This window comes from Micromonospora sp. WMMC273 (assembly GCF_027460285.1).
Classification (GTDB): domain Bacteria; phylum Actinomycetota; class Actinomycetes; order Mycobacteriales; family Micromonosporaceae; genus Micromonospora; species Micromonospora aurantiaca.
This window is the reverse complement of record NZ_JAPZBE010000001.1, coordinates 24,502-40,575: the sequence shown is the minus strand read 5'-3', so window position 1 is coordinate 40,575 and position 16,074 is coordinate 24,502. Positions and strand designations below refer to the sequence as shown.

Annotated in this window: 16 protein-coding genes; 4 read left to right on the top strand and 12 right to left on the bottom strand. The window is 72.5% G+C overall.

The window, feature by feature from the left end:
- Window positions 1–45: 45 nt before the first annotated feature.
- A complete protein-coding gene (locus O7611_RS00225) occupies window positions 46–621 on the bottom strand; it encodes a TetR family transcriptional regulator (protein WP_047893935.1) in 576 nt (191 codons plus the stop codon).
- A 219-nt stretch (window positions 622–840) separates the two neighbouring features.
- Between O7611_RS00225 and O7611_RS00220 the strand changes: the two genes are divergently transcribed.
- Entirely contained in the window at window positions 841–2,157 is a 1,317-nt protein-coding gene (locus O7611_RS00220) for a D-arabinono-1,4-lactone oxidase (protein WP_269695956.1), read from the top strand.
- An 11-nt stretch (window positions 2,158–2,168) separates the two neighbouring features.
- Here O7611_RS00220 and O7611_RS00215 read toward each other — a convergent pair whose 3' ends face one another.
- The 8 genes from O7611_RS00215 to O7611_RS00180 form a co-directional block, all read right to left on the bottom strand.
- The gene (locus O7611_RS00215; RefSeq protein ID WP_269695955.1) at window positions 2,169–2,555 is read right to left on the bottom strand and encodes a DUF559 domain-containing protein; all 387 of its coding nucleotides are present in this window, start codon (window positions 2,553–2,555) and stop codon (window positions 2,169–2,171) included.
- Between the two features lie 42 nt (window positions 2,556–2,597).
- Window positions 2,598–3,122, bottom strand: a complete 525-nt coding sequence (locus O7611_RS00210; RefSeq protein WP_269695954.1) for a hypothetical protein — start codon at window positions 3,120–3,122, stop codon at window positions 2,598–2,600.
- Between the two features lie 114 nt (window positions 3,123–3,236).
- On the bottom strand, window positions 3,237–6,056 hold the full coding sequence (gene topA / locus O7611_RS00205) for a type I DNA topoisomerase (protein WP_269695953.1): 2,820 nt from the start codon (window positions 6,054–6,056) through the stop codon (window positions 3,237–3,239).
- A 269-nt stretch (window positions 6,057–6,325) separates the two neighbouring features.
- Window positions 6,326–6,934: a hypothetical protein gene (locus tag O7611_RS00200; protein WP_194798938.1), complete on the bottom strand. Its 609-nt coding sequence runs from the start codon at window positions 6,932–6,934 to the stop codon at window positions 6,326–6,328.
- On the bottom strand, window positions 6,925–7,467 hold the full coding sequence (locus O7611_RS00195) for a hypothetical protein (protein WP_194798939.1): 543 nt from the start codon (window positions 7,465–7,467) through the stop codon (window positions 6,925–6,927). The genes O7611_RS00200 and O7611_RS00195 overlap by 10 nt, the downstream gene beginning before the upstream one ends.
- A gap of 101 nt (window positions 7,468–7,568) precedes the next feature.
- On the bottom strand, window positions 7,569–9,917 hold the full coding sequence (locus O7611_RS00190; protein WP_194798940.1) for a sodium-translocating pyrophosphatase: 2,349 nt from the start codon (window positions 9,915–9,917) through the stop codon (window positions 7,569–7,571).
- 319 nt (window positions 9,918–10,236) lie between these two features.
- The gene (locus O7611_RS00185) at window positions 10,237–10,674 is read right to left on the bottom strand and encodes an ATP-binding protein (RefSeq protein ID WP_013283650.1); all 438 of its coding nucleotides are present in this window, start codon (window positions 10,672–10,674) and stop codon (window positions 10,237–10,239) included.
- A complete protein-coding gene (locus tag O7611_RS00180) occupies window positions 10,674–11,024 on the bottom strand; it encodes an STAS domain-containing protein (protein WP_013283649.1) in 351 nt (116 codons plus the stop codon). The genes O7611_RS00185 and O7611_RS00180 overlap by 1 nt, the downstream gene beginning before the upstream one ends.
- A 92-nt stretch (window positions 11,025–11,116) precedes the next feature.
- Between O7611_RS00180 and O7611_RS00175 the strand changes: the two genes are divergently transcribed.
- The 3 genes from O7611_RS00175 (at window position 11,117) to O7611_RS00165 (ending at window position 14,847) form a co-directional block, all read left to right on the top strand.
- Entirely contained in the window at window positions 11,117–13,690 is a 2,574-nt protein-coding gene (locus O7611_RS00175) for a DEAD/DEAH box helicase (RefSeq protein ID WP_442929382.1), read from the top strand.
- Between the two features lie 256 nt (window positions 13,691–13,946).
- A complete protein-coding gene (locus tag O7611_RS00170; RefSeq protein WP_013283647.1) occupies window positions 13,947–14,153 on the top strand; it encodes a hypothetical protein in 207 nt (68 codons plus the stop codon).
- Window positions 14,154–14,268: 115 nt separating this feature from the next.
- Window positions 14,269–14,847 (top strand): hypothetical protein, encoded by a 579-nt coding sequence (locus O7611_RS00165; protein ID WP_194798942.1) that lies wholly within the window; start codon window positions 14,269–14,271, stop codon window positions 14,845–14,847.
- A 64-nt stretch (window positions 14,848–14,911) separates the two neighbouring features.
- Here O7611_RS00165 and O7611_RS00160 read toward each other — a convergent pair whose 3' ends face one another.
- From O7611_RS00160 to O7611_RS00150, 3 genes are all read right to left on the bottom strand, one after another.
- The gene (locus O7611_RS00160) at window positions 14,912–15,298 is read right to left on the bottom strand and encodes an Rv3654c family TadE-like protein (protein WP_194798943.1); all 387 of its coding nucleotides are present in this window, start codon (window positions 15,296–15,298) and stop codon (window positions 14,912–14,914) included.
- A gap of 134 nt (window positions 15,299–15,432) precedes the next feature.
- On the bottom strand, window positions 15,433–15,726 hold the full coding sequence (locus tag O7611_RS00155; protein WP_269698032.1) for a TadE family type IV pilus minor pilin: 294 nt from the start codon (window positions 15,724–15,726) through the stop codon (window positions 15,433–15,435).
- A gap of 178 nt (window positions 15,727–15,904) precedes the next feature.
- Window positions 15,905–16,072, bottom strand: coding sequence for a DUF4244 domain-containing protein (locus O7611_RS00150; RefSeq protein ID WP_013283643.1), 168 nt, complete (start codon window positions 16,070–16,072; stop codon window positions 15,905–15,907).
- Window positions 16,073–16,074 lie beyond the last annotated feature (2 nt).

Sequence of the window (16,074 nt, the reverse complement as noted above, 5' to 3'; positions counted from 1 at the left end):
CGGCGGGCCCCGGCGCACCCGGGAACCCGCCGCTCGGCGTGCCGCTCAGCCCTGGTGGGCGGCCTCCGTGGGGGCGTTCACCTGCCGATGCAGGTACTCCCGGATGAGCGCCTTCGCCTCGACCAGCACCCGCTCGTCGCCGTCGGTGCGGCGGCGGAAGGCCAGCTTGATCAGGGCATCAGCGGCCTCCACCGCGACCTCCAGGTGGAACCGCAGGTCGGGCACCCCGGCCAGGCCGAAACGCTCGGTGAGGACGCGGGCGAGCTGCTCCGCGATGACCCCGTTGTTGTCCCGCTGGTCGTCCAGCAGGTGCAGGTCGACCACGTCGCCGAAGTGCAGGGTACGGAAGCCGGGGACGGTGCGGTGCATCGAGATGTACTCGTCGATCGCCGCGTCGACGCCGTCCCACCAGTGGGTCAGGTCGTCCGAGGAGAACCGCTCGTCGAGCCGCTGGAGGTAGGACTCCATGGTGCGCAGCGTCAGCGCCTGCACGATCGCCCGTTTGTCCGGGAAGAACTGGTAGACCGACCCGATCGCCACCTCGGCACGCTCGGCGAGCAGGGTCGTGGTCAGCCCTTCGTACCCCACCTCGTCGACGAGCTCGGCGCAGGCGTCCAGCATCCGCTGGACCCGCGCGACACTTCGACCCTGCACCGGTACCCGACGCAGCGGCCCGGTCGTGGCGGCTGGTGTGGACACTCGGCGCCACCCCCCTTCGACGGATGAACATATCTGCACGTCACGAGTCTGTGACTACCGGTACAACGAGCCGGGCTCGATTGCGGTATTTACCAGGCACAACGTTCCTGATATGAATTCAGTTCATATTCATGTCGAGGAGTGGCCGCGATGACCGGTACCACCGCCACCTGGTCCAACTGGGCCGGCAACCAGCACAGCACCGCGCTCCTCACCGTGCGCCCGCACAGCGTCTCCGACGTAGCCGAGGCGGTGCGCCAGGCCGCGGCGGCGGGCCGGACCATCCGGGCCACCGGCAGCGGCCACTCCTTCACCGCCACCGCCGTCGCCGACGGGCACCGGATCGACCTCGCCGCGCTGGAGACGGACGTCGAAGTCGATGTGGCGCGCCGCCTGGTCACCGTACCGGCCGGGATGACGTTGCACACGCTCAACGAACTGCTCGCCGGGCACGGCCTCGCCATGCCGAACCTGGGCGACATCGACGCCCAGACCATTGCCGGTGCGCTCTCCACCGGCACCCACGGCACCGGGGCGAAACTGGGCTGCCTGTCCACCTTCGTGGTCGGGCTGACGCTGGTCACCGGCACCGGCGAGGTGCTGCGCTGCTCGGCCGAGGAGAACCGTGACGTGTTCGACGCCGCCCGGGTCGGGCTCGGCGCGGTCGGCGTGCTGGTCGAGGTCACGCTGCGCTGCGTGGACGCCTTCGTGCTGCGCGCACACGAACGCCCGGCCCCGCTCGCCGAGGTGCTCGACGACCTGCCCGGCCTCTACGACGCGCACGACCACGCCGAGTTCTACTGGTTCCCGTACACCGACCGGGTGCAGGTCAAGACCAACGACCGGGTACCCGCCGACGACCAGCCACTGCCCGGCTGGCGCGGCTGGCTGGACGACGAGTTCCTCTCCAACACCGTCTTCGCCGGGGCCTGCCGCCTCGGCCGCGCCGTGCCCGCCCTCGCACCCACGATCAGCGCCGTCTCCGCACGCGCGCTCACCGAACGCACCTACACCGGCCGCTCCGACCGGGTGTTCTGCACGCCGCGCCGGGTCCGCTTCGTGGAGATGGAGTACGGCCTGCCACGCGAGGCGCTGCCCACCGCGCTGGCGGAGTTGCGCCGGATCGTGGACCGGTTGCCGTTCAAGGTGCTGTTCCCGGTCGAGGTCCGGTTCACCGCCGCCGACGACATCTGGCTGTCCCACTCGTACGGGCGGGACTCGGCGTACATCGCCGTGCACCAGTACGTGGGCATGCCGTACGAGCCGTACTTCCGCGCGTTCGAGGAGGTGGCGGCGGAGTTGGGCGGCCGGCCGCACTGGGGCAAGCTGCACTGGCGAGACGCGGAGTCGCTGGCCACCGCCTACCCGAGGTTCGCGGACTTCCAGTCCGTCCGCACCCGCCTGGACCCGTCCCGCATCTTCCAGAACCCGTACCTGGCCCAGGTCCTGGGCGCCTGAAGATCTGGCCGTCACCCCGGCCAGCCGGCCGCCCGCAGGGCGGCGCGGAGTTGGGCGATCACCTCTTCGGGATGGGCGCGGAGAACCCAGGCGGGGAACCGGAGAACACGGTCACCCTCGACCCACAGGTCGTTCTGCCGCCGCATGTCCGCCCAGGCGTGCGCCGGATCGAGATGCTGCCCGCCGTCCACCTCGACGTGCACGCGCCACTGCTCGAAGTACGCGTCGAGGTAGCGCCGCCGGCCGGCGGAGTCCCGGCGGAGCACCTGCCGGGTTGGCTCGGGCAGCCCGGCGCCGCGGACGAGACCGAGCAGGTCGAGTTCGCCCAGGGAGTGCGCACCGCCTGCCGCATCGGTGGCGGTGGACAGGATCAGCCGTCGACGGCGGATCCGGGGCATCCGCTCCAGCACCTCGTGCAGGTCGTCGCCACCGACCAGCCGTTACTGAAAGGCAGCCGCGACGATCGCGCGGGCCTGGATGTCGGTCGGCGCCCACTGCGCCGCATCGACGATCGACCGGGCTGCCGCCGTCCGGGGCGGCGCCGCGACCGGCACCACATCGGAGTCGGGCAGATGGGTCGTCCGGTGCGCCAGCACGCCGGTCGGCAGCGGGGATCGACGTGTCGCGGCGGGCAGGAGCAGGTGGACCACTCGGTCCGGGAACCCTCGCAGCCCGCCCGCCTGAGCCGCAGTCAGGCCGCCCAGCAGTGCGGTGGGCCCAGCCGCCAGCACGGCGATCCACCGGAGTTGCGCGGGACCAACCGGGCCGTTGTGCGCGACGAGAACCGCGCGATGCGCCTGTCGCCACCTGCCGGTCGCCACCCGGTGGCGGATCGCCCTACGCGTGAGATGCACCCGCGCCTGCTGGAGGCTGAGCACGTCCTCCTGCCGGAAGAGCAGCCAGGTCAACTCGTCCGCGTCGTACGACGGCAGCGCCCGCCGCATCCCCGCCCACGATTTCCCCACCCACCCACGGTGGCCCTCGACGCGGCTACTTCGTCGCCCCTGTGGACAACCACGAGATCTTGGAAGAAAAAGGCCCTTATGAGGGCCGTTTCCTTCCAAGATCTCTCGGGAGGGTTACTCGTTCGGGGTTGAGGTCGCCTTCTTGGGGGCCGCCTTCTTCGCGGGGGTCTTCTTCGCGGCGGCCGTCGTCTTCTTGGCCGCCGTCGTCTTCTTCGCCGCCGTCGTCGTCTTCTTCGCCGGGGCGGCCTTCTTCGCGGCCTTCTTCTTCGGCGCCGGACCCTTCGCGCGCTTCTCGGCCAGCATCTCCGACGCCTGCTCCAGCGTCAGCTCCTCCGGCGTCTGCCCGCGCCGCAGCGACGCGTTGAACTCGCCGTCCGTGACGTACGGCCCGAAGCGCCCGTCCTTGATCACCAGCGGCTTCTCGGTGAGCGGGTCGTTGCCCATCTCCCGCAGCGGCGGCGCGGCGGCCCGGCGCTGACGCGTCTTCGGGGCGGCCAGCAACGCCAGCGCCTCGTCCAGCGTGACGGTGAACATCTTGTCTTCCGAGTCCAGCGACCGGAACTCGTCACCGCGCTTGACGTACGGGCCGTAGCGGCCGTTGTTGGCGACGACCTCGGCACCGTCCGGGGCCACGCCGATCAGCCGGGGCAGGCGCAGCAGCTGCAACGCCTGCTCCAGGGTGAGGCTGTCCGGCGTCTGCGAGCGCAGCAGCGACGACTTGCGCTCGCCGCTGGCCACGTACGGGCCGAACCGGCCGGACTTGAGCAGGATCGGCTCGCCGGTTGACGGGTCGTCGCCGAGCTTGCGCTCACCGCCGCCGCCCAGGAACAGCTCGTGCACCTTCTCCGGGGTCAGTTCGTCCGGCGCCAGGCCCTCCGGGATCGGCGCCCGGTCGCCCTGCGAGCCGCTCTCCTCGCCCTCACCCTCACCCGCGGCCGAGGCCGGGCCCGAGGCCGAGCCGGGCAGCGCCCGCTGCAGGTACGGCCCGTACCGGCCGACCCGGACGACGACCTCGCGGCCCTCGTCGTCGGTGAACAGCGGGATGGAGTTGACGCTGCGCGCGTCGATCTCGCTGAGGTTCTCGGTGACCAGCTTCTTCAGGCCACCGGCGTGCGCGATGGCCTGGTCGCCGGTGCCGTTTGTGCTGCCGAAGTAGAACGAGGTGAGGAAGTCGACGGCGGCATGGTCACCACCGGCGATCTCGTCCAGCTCGTTCTCCATGCTGGCGGTGAAGTCGTAGTCGATCAGGCGCGGGTAGTGCCGCTCCATCAACCCGATCACCGCGAACGCCAGGAACGACGGGATCATGGCCTGACCGCGCTTCACCACGTACCCGCGGTCCTGGATCGTCTGCATGATCGACGCGTACGTGGAGGGCCGGCCGATGCCCAGCTCTTCGAGGGCCTTGACCAGCGACGCCTCGGTGTAGCGGGCGGGCGGCTGGGTGTGGTGGCCCTGCGCAGCCAGCTCGTCGGCGGTCAGCGGCTGGTCCTTGACCAGCGTGGGCAGCCGCCGCTCGGCGTCCTCGGCCTCGGCGTTCTCGTCGTCGCTGGACTCGACGTACGCACGCAGGAAGCCCGGGTCGGTGATGGTCTTGCCGGTCGCGCCGAAGTCGGCCTCCTCCTGGGCGGAGGAGACGGCGCGGATGCGCACCGACACGCTGGAGCCGACCGCGTCGGTCATCTGCGAGGCGATGGTGCGCCGCCAGATCAGCTCGTAGAGCTTGAACTCCTCGGCGGACAGCTCCTTGGCCACCTCGCCGGGGGTGCGGAAGTTGTCTCCGGCCGGGCGGATCGCCTCGTGCGCCTCCTGCGCGTTCTTCACCTTGCCGGTATAGCGGCGCGGCTCCGGCGGCACGCTGCGCTCGCCGTACAGCTCGACGATCTGCCGACGGGCGGCCGCGATGGCCGTCTCGGACAGGTTCACCGAGTCGGTACGCATGTAGGTGATGTAGCCGTTCTCGTACAGGCGCTGCGCGGTGCGCATCGTCTGCTGCGACGAGAACCGCAGCTTGCGGGCCGCCTCCTGCTGGAGCGTGGAGGTGATGAACGGCGCGTACGGGCGGCGGCGGTAGGGCTTCTCCTCGACCCGGGTGACGGTGAACGGCCGGTCGGCCAGGCGCGCGGCCAGCCCCCGGGCCCCGCCCTCGTCGAGGTGGACGACACCCGCACCGGCCCGGACACGACCCGTGGTCGGCTCGAAGTCCTTGCCGGTGGCGATCCGGTCACCGTTCAGCGCGACCAGCGTGGCGTTGAACGTGCGCGGGCCCTCGCCCGGCTTCGCCACCGCGAGCGTGGCCAGGATGTCCCAGTATTCAGCGGTGCGGAACGCCATCCGCTGGCGCTCCCGCTCGACCACGATCCGCGTCGCCACGGACTGCACCCGGCCCGCCGACAGCTTCGGCATGACCTTCTTCCACAGCACCGGCGAGACCTCGTAGCCGTAGAGGCGGTCGAGGATGCGCCGCGCCTCCTGGGCGTCGACCAGGTCGCGGTCGATCTCCCGGGGGTTCGCCACGGCGGCCTGGATGGCCGGCTTGGTGATCTCGTGGAAGACCATCCGCTTGACCGGCACCTTGGGCTTGAGCGTCTCCACCAGGTGCCAGGCGATGGCCTCGCCCTCGCGGTCCTCATCCGTCGCCAGGAAGATCTCGTCGACCTCCTTGGCCAGCTTCACCAGCTTGCTGATCTGCTGCTTACGGTCGGGCGACACCACGTAGAGGGCGTGGAAGCCGTTGTCGACGTCGACGCCGAGGCGCGCCCACGGCTCGCCCTTGTACTTCGCCGGGACGTCGGCGGCGTTGCGGGGCAGGTCCCGGACGTGGCCGAAGCTGGCCTCCACGACGTACCCCGGGCCGAGGTAGCCCGAGATCGTCTTGGCCTTCGCCGGTGACTCGACGATGACCAGACGGGTGGTTCCAGCGTTGCTCGGCACGTCTCTCCCCGACCTCACTCCTACGCCATGCCCGCTTCGGGCCGTGTTGCGCCACCCGGACCAGAGGCGGTCCGGATGTCCAACGTAACGCGCCGTCCGCGTTCCGGGTTTCGTGGGCGGCAAACGGGCCGCCCTCCCGGCGACCGCCGGCCGCACCCTGCCGGACGGCGTCACGGTACACCGTGGGTAGGGCGACAGGCGGGTCACTGTGACGATCGCGTACACCCGGCGCAGCCGTCGCCGGGTGTCCGGCTTCGGACACCCGGCGGTCAGCCGGGCGAGCCCGGCCACTCGGCCGCCGGCGCCGTGGCCGGCCGTTCCCCCACCAGTTCGGCGAGCCGTGACATGCGCCGCCCGCCGATCCGGAACGCGGGTCCGCCGTCGTCCGGCTCCACGAACGCGGCCGGCAGGCCGACCGCCGCCAGCGCGGCGCGGACCACCGGCCAGGACGGCTCGTCGGCCGGTCCGAGCCGCAGCCGGAACCCGGCCGGCTCGGCCGTGCCGGCCGCGGCCGCCCAGAGCCGCAGCCGCCGTCCGTCCAGGTGGAAGCGGGCCGGCGGCCGTTTCACACCACCGCGCAGCCAGGCCCGCGCGAGCGGCGCCAGCATGCTCGTGTACGCGGTGCGCACCCGGTGCCGCCCGTCCTCGGTCGGCTCCCAGCTCGCCGGCACGCCCCGGGCACCCAGCTCGGCCACCAGCACGTGCACCCGCCAGGCGGCGTCGACCACCACGGAGATCCGGGCCGTGCCGCCCATCCGCCCCACCTCACCCGGCCCGGCGAGCAGGCCGGCGAGATCCGCCAGGGCCGGATCGGCCGCCTCGGTGGAGAACAGTGAGGGCTGGCGGGCGGGGTTCGGGGTGGGAGGGGTCAGCGACACTCCGGGACCTCGTCGAAGGCCTCTTTCAGCTCGGTCGAGTTGAGCTTGCTGGTGTCCAGCGCACTCGCGTCGTACTCCTTGTTGAGCGTGTCCACGGCGGCGCGCACGCCGTCGTAGAACGGCCCGGCCTGGGCGGTGTCGAGCCGGTCGATGGCGCCCCGGGCCCGGCCGTACGCGTCGCGCATCTTGCTCAGCGACCCGAGGAATCCGGCGGACACCTCGGCGCCGCGTTCGACCTCGGGTACGCCCGCCTCCTCGACCTTGCGCCGGGCCGTCTCGCTGGCCTGCTCGGCGCCGGCGAAGAGCCGGACCAGGTTCTCCTTGGCCTGCGCAGGGGTGGTCTGCGCGGTCATCTGCTGCTGCGTGCTGCTGGTCAGCTTGGAGATCTCCGCGCGCCACGGGGTGAGCGCCTGGCACACCGACGCGGCCCAGACCCGAGGGCTGGGACCGCCACCGCACCCGGTGAGCACGAGGACCAGCGTGGCCAGGACCACCGTGAGCTTTCCGGCGGTTGCCGCCCGGCGCGTACGCATGCGAAGCAGCGTACGACCTCCGGGCGGAACCGCCACCGGTCAGGTTTGCCGGGTACGGGGTTCCCGGCCGGCCGGGGCCGGCCGGGAACCGTCGCGTGCGATCAGGCGTTCACCGTCTCCGGACGCTGGTCGGGCGTGCCGGCGCCGCTGTCCTCGTCGGTCATCGCCACACCCTTGCGCTTGCTGAACACCACGGCGGCCGCGATGATCAGCGCGGCCACCACGGCGATCGTGATGCGCAGCGGGTTGTTCTGGTCGTCGCCCACGCTCCAGGCCACCACGGCCGGGGCGATCAGCAGCGAGACCAGGTTCATCACCTTGATCAGCGGGTTGATCGCCGGGCCGGCGGTGTCCTTGAACGGGTCGCCGACGGTGTCGCCGATGACGGTGGCGGCGTGTGCGTCCGAGCCCTTGCCGCCGTACGCGCCGTCCTCCACCAGCTTCTTGCCGTTGTCCCAGGCTCCACCGGAGTTGGCCAGGAACACCGCCATCAGCGTGCCCGCGCCGATCGCGCCGGCCAGGTACGCGGCCAGCGCGCCCGGGCCGAGGCCGAAGCCGACAGCGATCGGGGCCAGGATGGCCAGCAGGCCGGGGGTCATCAGCTCGCGCTGCGCGTCCCGGGTGCAGATGTCCACGACCTTGCCGTACTCGGGCCGCTGAGTGCGGTCCATGATGCCGGGCAGCTCGCGGAACTGGCGGCGTACCTCCATCACCACGGCGCCGGCCGAGCGGGAGACCGCGTTGATGGCCAGGCCGGAGAAGAGGAAGACCACCGCCGCGCCGATGATCAGGCCGACCAGGTTGCGCGGGTTGGACACGTTGAGCGAGTTGAGGATCTCGGTGCCGACGTCGCCCACGCCCGCGTCCTCGTAGGCCGAGCGCAGCGTGTCGGTGTACGAGCCGAACAGCGCGGTCGCGGCCAGCACCGCGGTGGCGATCGCGATGCCCTTGGTGATCGCCTTCGTGGTGTTGCCGACGGCGTCCAGCTCGGTGAGCGTCCGCGCGCCGTGCTCGTCGATGTCGCCGGACATCTCGGCTACGCCCTGCGCGTTGTCGGAGATCGGGCCGAACGTGTCCATCGCGACGATGACGCCGACGGTGGTGAGCAGGCCGGTGCCGGCCAGCGCTACCGCGAACAGCGACAGCGTGATCGAGCTGCCGCCGAGCAGGAATGCGCCGAAGACGCCGGCGCCGATCAGCAGCGCCGAGTAGACGGCCGACTCCAGGCCGACGCTGATGCCGGCGAGGATGACGGTGGCCGCGCCGGTCTGCGAGCTCTTGCCGATGTCCTGCACCGGGCGCCGGTTGGTCTCGGTGAAGTACCCGGTCAGCGCCTGGATCGCGGCGGCCAGCACGATACCGATCACGACCGCGCCGATCGCCACCAGCCGCGGGTTGCGGTCGACGTCGGTCAGCCCGCCCTCCAGCTCGGCGAACGTCGCGGGCAGGTACGCGAACGCGGCGATCGCGACGAGCACCGCGGCGATCAGCGCGGACAGGTAGAAGGCCCGGTTGATGGCGGTCAGGCCGTTGCGGTCGCTGGCACGCAGCCGGGTGATGAACACGCCGACGATCGCGACCAGTACGCCGATGGTGGAGATGATCAGCGGGAAGACCAGGCCGGTCTCGCCGAACGCGGCCCGGCCGAGGATCAGCGCCGCGACGAGCGTGACCGCGTACGACTCGAACAGGTCGGCGGCCATGCCGGCGCAGTCGCCGACGTTGTCGCCCACGTTGTCGGCGATGGTGGCGGCGTTGCGCGGGTCGTCCTCGGGGATGCCCTGCTCGACCTTGCCGACCAGGTCGGCGCCGACATCGGCGGCCTTGGTGAAGATGCCGCCGCCGACCCGCATGAACATGGCGAGCAGCGCGGCACCGAAGCCGAAGCCCTCCAGCACGGTCGGGGCGTCACCCCGGAAGATCAGCACGACCAGCGCCGCACCGAACAGGCCGAGGCCGACGGTGAGGAAGCCGACCACGCCGCCGGTGCGGAAGGCGATCTTCATGGCGCCCTCGCGCCCGCCTTCCCGCTCCCGCGCGGCCGCCGCCACCCGCAGGTTGGCGCGGGTGGCCAGCCACATGCCGGCGCCGCCGATGAACGCGCTGAACAGCGCACCCACCACGAAGAACGCCGAGCGGCCGACCTTCACCAGCGTTTCGTTGCCGTCGGTGTCGTGCACCGGCAGCAGGAAGAGCAGCACGACGGCGATCACCACGAAGATCGCCAGTGTGCGGAACTGCCGCAGCAGGTACGCCGACGCGCCCTCCTGCACCGCGCCGGAGATCTCCTGCATGTTTGTGGTTCCCTTACCGGCCGCCAGGACCGCCCTGGTGAGGGCGGCCGCGAAGACGAGCGCCACCAGCGCGATGACCGCGGCGATGACGACGTACGTCACGTTGGCTCCGGTAAGGGACAGTGCGCCGCCGTCGGCGGCCAAGGTCCCGGACATCTATGTCCTCCTGTACCGAACAACTCGCGCCGACCTGTGGAGACGCACGGGCCGACGCCTGGATGCGGACTCGCAAGCGCGCGCCAACCCACCCCGGCGGACCAGCGATGAACTCCCGTTCCCGCTGGCTACGGGATGGGATCACTTGCTGACAACCCGCGTACTGTAGCCCTCCGGCGTGGCGGAGGTCACACCGAGGGGGCACCGTGTCTCGATGATCTTCGTAACTGTGTTATGCGAAGAAATCTGATATATGGCGCGGCCAATACGACGAGGCCGCGCCCCCTCGCGGGGAACGCGGCCTGCGTGTGCGAATCGGTCAGGCGCGGCCGGCCGGCCAGGACATCCGTACCTCGGTGCCGACGCCGTCGTCGACCGGGCGGACCTGGAGGTCCTCCACGAAACCGGCGAGCAGCGCGAAGCCCACGCCGGTGGTGAGCGCGTCCTCGCTGAGCGACTCCTTGGCCAGCTCGTCCGGGCCGAGCGCGGCCAGGCCGAGACCCGCCTCGATCGGGGCCCGGTCCACCACCCGGACCGTGTAGCCGCCACCGTCGGACATCTCCACGTACACCGGGTCGGCCAGGCCGTACTGCCGGTGCAGCGCCACCGCCCGGGTGCACGCCTCACCGATGGCCAGGCGCACCTCGTCCAGCAGGTCCTCGCGTACGCCGGCCCGCCGGGCCACCGCGACGCCGACCAGGCGGGCGGTGCGCACGTGCACCGGGGCCGGAGAGAAGGACAGCTTGACGGTCGCCATCACGCGCCGGTGGAGTCGGCGGCGATGGCCGCGTCGACCGTCGGATGCAGCGGGAAGACCTGGTCCAGGGCGGTGATCCGGAAGATCTTGAGCAGCGGCTCCTTGTCGCAGACCAGCGCGAACGAGCCACCGGCCGAGCGCAGCCGCTTGAGCGCGCCGACGAGCACACCGAGCCCGGTCGAGTCGAGGAAGTCCACCCGGCCGAGGTCGACCACCACGTGGCGGGCCCCGCCGTCGATCAACTCCAGGAGCCGTTCCCGCAGGCGGGGGGCGGTGTAGACATCCACCTCACCACCGACCTCGAGCACCGTGTGCTCCCCCACGGCGCGGGTCGCCAGCGACAGCTCCATCGGTCCCTCCTCGGTAAACTCTCCTGGGCATCTAACCATCCCCCCGTGCGGCCCTCTCGGGTCACCGGCCACGCCCTCCCCATACCCCCACCCTGCGGTTCCCAATTCCGAACACCAGTGCGAGAGTGCAGGACGTGACCGACCACAGCCCCGGCCCGCGGCGTGCGCCGGGCGAGCTGCTGCGCCGGTTGCGGCTGCGTCACAGCACCGACCCGGTCACCCACGTCGAACGCGTCCCGGCCCGCGCCGGCGAGCCGGTCGGGTGGCCCGGCTGGGCGCCGGAGGAACTGCGGGCGGCGTTCGCGCGGCGCGGCGTCACCGCCCCGTGGCGGCACCAGGCCGAGGCCGCCGAGTTGGCGTACGCGGGCCGGCACGTGGTGGTCGCCACCGGCACGGCGTCCGGCAAGTCCCTGGCGTACCAGCTTCCCGCGCTGAGCACGCTGCTCGCCGACCCGCGCGCCACGGTCCTCTACCTGGCGCCGACCAAGGCGCTCGCCGCCGACCAGCTCCGCGCCGTCGCCGGTCTCGAACTCGACGGGGTACGCCCCGCCACCTACGACGGGGACACGCCGCGCGCCGAGCGGGAGTGGATCCGCCGGCACTCCCGGTTCGTGCTGACCAACCCGGACATGCTGCACCACGGCATCCTGCCCGGGCACGCCCACTGGTCCGGGTTCCTGCGCCGGCTCGCGTACGTGGTGGTCGACGAGTGCCACACCTACCGGGGGGTCTTCGGCTCACACGTCGCGCACGTACTGCGGCGGTTGCGGCGGCAGTGCGCGCGCTTCGGGCGTACCCCCGTGTTTCTCCTGGCCTCGGCGACCTCGGGTGACCCGGCGACGGCGGCCGGGCGGCTCACCGGCCTGCCCGTCACCGCCGTCACGGAGGACACGTCGCCGCGCGGCGGGGTGACGTTCGCGCTCTGGGAGCCGCCGCTGCTGCCGCCCACCGACTCGTCAGTCGACGCCGACCTCGTCCAGGTCCGGCGCTCGGCGCTGCGGGAGACCGCCGACCTGCTCGCCGACAGCGTGGTCGAGGGGGTACGCACGCTCGCGTTCGTACGGTCCCGCCGGGGCGCCGAGGTGGTCGCCGCGAACGCCCGGCGGTCGCTCGACGAGGCGGTGCCCGGGCTGGGCGACCGGGTGGCCGCCTACCGGGCCGGCTACCTGCGCGAGGAGCGCCGCGAGCTGGAACGGGCGCTGCTGCACGGCGACCTGCTCGGGCTCGCCTCCACGAACGCGCTCGAACTCGGCGTCGACCTGGTCGGGCTGGACGCGGTGCTGATCTGCGGCTGGCCCGGCACCCGCGCGTCGCTGTGGCAGCAGGCCGGGCGGGCCGGGCGCTCCGGCGACGAGGCGCTCGCCGTGCTGGTGGCGCGGGACGACCCGCTCGACACCTACCTGGTGCACCACCCGGAGGCACTGTTCGGGCGGCCGGTCGAGGCGACGGTGCTCGACCCGGCCAACCCGTACGTGCTCGCGCCGCAACTCGCCTGCGCCGCCCACGAGTCCCCGCTCACCCCGGCCGACCTGGACCTGTTCGGTGAGGGCGCGAAGGAGGCGGTGGACTCGCTGGTCGAGGCGGGGGCGCTGCGGCAGCGGCCCACCGGCTGGTACTGGCGGCACCGGGAACGCCCCGAGGTCGACCTGCGAGGCGAGGGCGGCGCCCCGGTGTGCGTGGTGGAGGAGTCCACCGGACGGCTGCTCGGCACCGTCGACGGCGGGTCGGCGCACTTCCTGCTGCACACCGGCGCGGTCTACCTGCACCAGGGCGTCTCGTACGTGGTCGACTCGCTCGACCTGGCCGACGGGTGCGCGCTGGTGCACGCCGAGGAGCCGGACTGGTCCACCCACGCCCGCGACGTGACCTCGCTGTCCGTGGTGTCGGTCCGCTCGTACGTGGACGCCGGCCCGGTCGGCCTGTTCCTCGGCGAGGTGGACGTGACCAGCCAGGTGGTGTCGTACCAGCGGCGGCGCATCGCCACCGGCGAGGTGATCGACACGCGCCCGCTGGACCTGCCCGCCCGGGAGCTGCGCACCGTGGCGGTGTGGTTCACGCTCTCCCCCGAGTCGCTGACCGCCGCCGGTGTCGAGGCGGCGGACGTGCCGGGCGCGCTGCACGCCGCCGAGCACGCCGCCATCGGTCTGTTGCCGCTGATGGCGACGTGCGACAGGTGGGACATCGGCGGGCTGTCCACCGCGCTGCACCCGGACACCGAGGCGCCCACCGTCTTCGTCTACGACGGTCACCCCGGCGGCGCGGGTTTCGCCGAGCGGGCGTACGCCACCGCCGCCGCCTGGCTGCGCGCCACCCGGGACGCGATCGCCGAGTGCGGGTGCGAGACCGGGTGCCCGTCCTGCGTCCAGTCCCCGAAGTGCGGCAACGGCAACAACCCGCTGGCCAAGGCGGAGGCGGTGAAGGTCCTCGACGTGGTGCTGACCAACCTCGCCACGGCCGGCGGCGAGGCGGCGGTGGCCGGCCCGGAGGCGGTGGCCGGCCCGGAGGCGGTGGCCGGCCCGGAGGCGGTGGCCGGCCCGGAGGCGGTGGCCGGCCCGGAGGCGGTGGCCGGCCCGGACTCGGGCGGCCCGGAGCGCGGCGAGGTGTTGCCCCGGCAGGACGACCGGGCGGCCCGCCCAGCTCAGGCGGCCGGTGCCCCACCCGCCTGACCGCACCAGGCCGATTGGGGCTGCCCGCCGCCACTTCGGGGAGGTTGCGGTATCGACAGGTGCTGGACCCCGCCACTTCCCCGAACTGGTGTCGATCAAGCTGGGCCGTGCGGCTCCGCGGGTGCCCAGGTGTCTGGTTGGTGGGACGGGTGCATGAGGGTAGGGCCGTCGGGGCATTGATGTATGGGAGCGCTTCCATGCATCATTTCCGGTAGCGCACAGGTGACCCGAGACCCGTCCCGCCGGAGGTGCCGCCGTGGCCGACACGATCGCCGAGACCGTCGAGCTGCTCTACACCATCGACCAGGAGAACCTCACGCCCGACCAGCAGATAGCGCTGGGCACCGCGATGGCCACGCTCGCCCAGGCGGAACGGCTGGAGCAGATCAACGAGCGCCTGCGCGGCATCCACCAGGTGCTGAACAGCTGGGCGATGAAGGCCACGGTCGACGGCGGTCGTTGACCTCGCTGACCTTGCGCCTCGCCCGGTGTGCCGGCGTCGGGGTGTGTGGGTGCGATCGGGTGAGCGGTGGTCGGTCTGCTGTGCAAGACTCCGGCGACCCCTCGAAGGAGATCCCATGTCGCCCGACAACCTGCAGGCCCAGCACCGGTTCATCATCCGTCAGCGGCTCCGGATGATGGTCAACCAGTACGAGGTGCACTCGGTCGCGCCCGACGGCTCCGAGGGCGGGCTGCTCGCGTTCGCGCAGCAGAAGCGGCTCGCCTTCAAGGAGCAGGTGACCATCTACACCGATGACTCCAAGCAGTACCCCCTTCTCGGCTTCAAGGCCCGTCAGCGCCTCGACCTCGGCGCCACCTACGACGTGACCGATCACGCGGGCAACCCCATCGGGCTGTTCCGCAAGGACTTCGCCCAGTCGCTGTTGCGCTCGACGTGGCACGTCGAGCAGCCCGGCCTGCCGCCCGCCACCGGGCAGGAGCGCAGCCTGCCGGTGGCGCTGCTGCGCCGGTTCGTCGACTCGCTCTCCTGGCTGCCGTACCACTTCGACTTCATGGCCGGCGGCCAGCCGGTGTTCTCGGTCGACCGGAAGTGGGGCCTGCGGGACCGGTACTCGGTGGAGATCCAGCACCCGCAGATCGACCGTCGGCTGGTGATCGCCATGTCGGTCGGACTGGACGCCCTCCAGTCCCGCTGACCTGGCCCGACGGCTCACCCGCCGAGCCGGGCCCGGCTCGCGGCTCAGGCACGGTCTTCGCGTGTCAGGAGCGGGCCGGGCCGGCTCGGGACGTCGCGGTGGCGTCCCGGGTCAGTCCCGGCAGCGGCGCGACGCGTACCCGTGCCGTGACGATCAGGTCCAGTCCGTCGGCCCGGCATCCGGTCATCCGGCCGCCGTTGGCCGAGACCAGGTCGGCCGCGCGAGCGCAGGCGGCGTCCGCCCCGTCGAGTACCCGACCGGCACCGGCCAGCGCACCGAAGTCCGCCGCGCTGCGGGCCTGATGCCGCGCGCACCGCGCCGCCCCGACCGCGGCGCCGAACACCCCGACCAGCACGAACACCAGTCCGATCGCGAGCAGGCAGACCGTGGCCCCGCCCCGGTCGGCCGAGGGCGCCCTACCAACGGGCTCCCCGCGCTCTCCGCTCCCCACGGTCCCGTCCACCCGGGATGTGGTCGTCCCGGGCCCGCTCGTTCTGAGCCTGCTCGTTCTGAGCCTGCTCGTGTCGGCTGGCCCTTCCACGGCGAGCCGGCGGAACGAGGAGTCGGCCCCGGCACTGCTGGGACTCACGGCACCGGGCCCGGCGCGCCGGGTTCCACGGCGGCCACCGCCTCCGCCGACACGACCAGTCGGGGCAGCCGCGTGCCGAACGTCCGGACCGGTGCCCGGACCGCCGCGGTGACCCGATCACCGGCCACCGTCACGGCCACTTCGGCGCCGCCCGGGGCGTAGCGGGTTCCGGCGACCGTGCCGGACTCGCCCCGGGCCGCGGCGAGAGCCGCCTCCCGGGCCGCGTCGACGCACGCGACCCGGGTACCCACCGCGTTCACCGCGGTCAGCCCGGCGACGAGGAGCAGCATGAGCGCCGGCAGGCCGGCCGCCAACTCGGCGGTGAACGAACCCGCTCGCACGCGATCCGCGAGCGCCACCGGCGCCACAGCGCCCCGGCCCGGCGGCCGACGGTGTCCCGGGCGGGCTCGGTCGGCACGTCGAGCGGGTGGGCCGACCGGCCACCACGGCCGGCCCGCCGGCGCCCGATCACTTCAGGGCCCGGTCGATGACGGCGGTCAGCGCGGACTGCACGTTGCCGGAGGTCAGCACCTTCAGCAGGATCCCAGCGAAGGCGACCGCCGCGAGAGTGCCCACCGCGTACTCGGCGGTGTTCATACCCGCGTCACCTCGCAGGCGGGTGAGGAGCTTGCGCATGT

Bases quoted from the DNA above. Each gene is read 5' to 3' on its own strand.
- O7611_RS00225 (WP_047893935.1), bottom strand. From the start codon at position 621: ATGCTGGACGCCTGCGCCGAGCTCGTCGACGAGGTGGGGTACGAAGGG.
- O7611_RS00215 (WP_269695955.1), bottom strand. From the start codon at position 2,555: ATGCCCCGGATCCGCCGTCGACGGCTGATCCTGTCCACCGCCACCGAT.
- O7611_RS00195 (WP_194798939.1), bottom strand. From the start codon at position 7,467: ATGCGTACGCGCCGGGCGGCAACCGCCGGAAAGCTCACGGTGGTCCTG.
- O7611_RS00190 (WP_194798940.1), bottom strand. From the start codon at position 9,917: ATGTCCGGGACCTTGGCCGCCGACGGCGGCGCACTGTCCCTTACCGGA.
- O7611_RS00185 (WP_013283650.1), bottom strand. From the start codon at position 10,674: ATGGCGACCGTCAAGCTGTCCTTCTCTCCGGCCCCGGTGCACGTGCGC.
- O7611_RS00180 (WP_013283649.1), bottom strand. From the start codon at position 11,024: ATGGAGCTGTCGCTGGCGACCCGCGCCGTGGGGGAGCACACGGTGCTC.
- O7611_RS00165 (WP_194798942.1), top strand. From the start codon at position 14,269: ATGTCGCCCGACAACCTGCAGGCCCAGCACCGGTTCATCATCCGTCAG.
- O7611_RS00155 (WP_269698032.1), bottom strand. From the start codon at position 15,726: ATGCTGCTCCTCGTCGCCGGGCTGACCGCGGTGAACGCGGTGGGTACC.
- O7611_RS00150 (WP_013283643.1), bottom strand. From the start codon at position 16,072: ATGCGCAAGCTCCTCACCCGCCTGCGAGGTGACGCGGGTATGAACACC.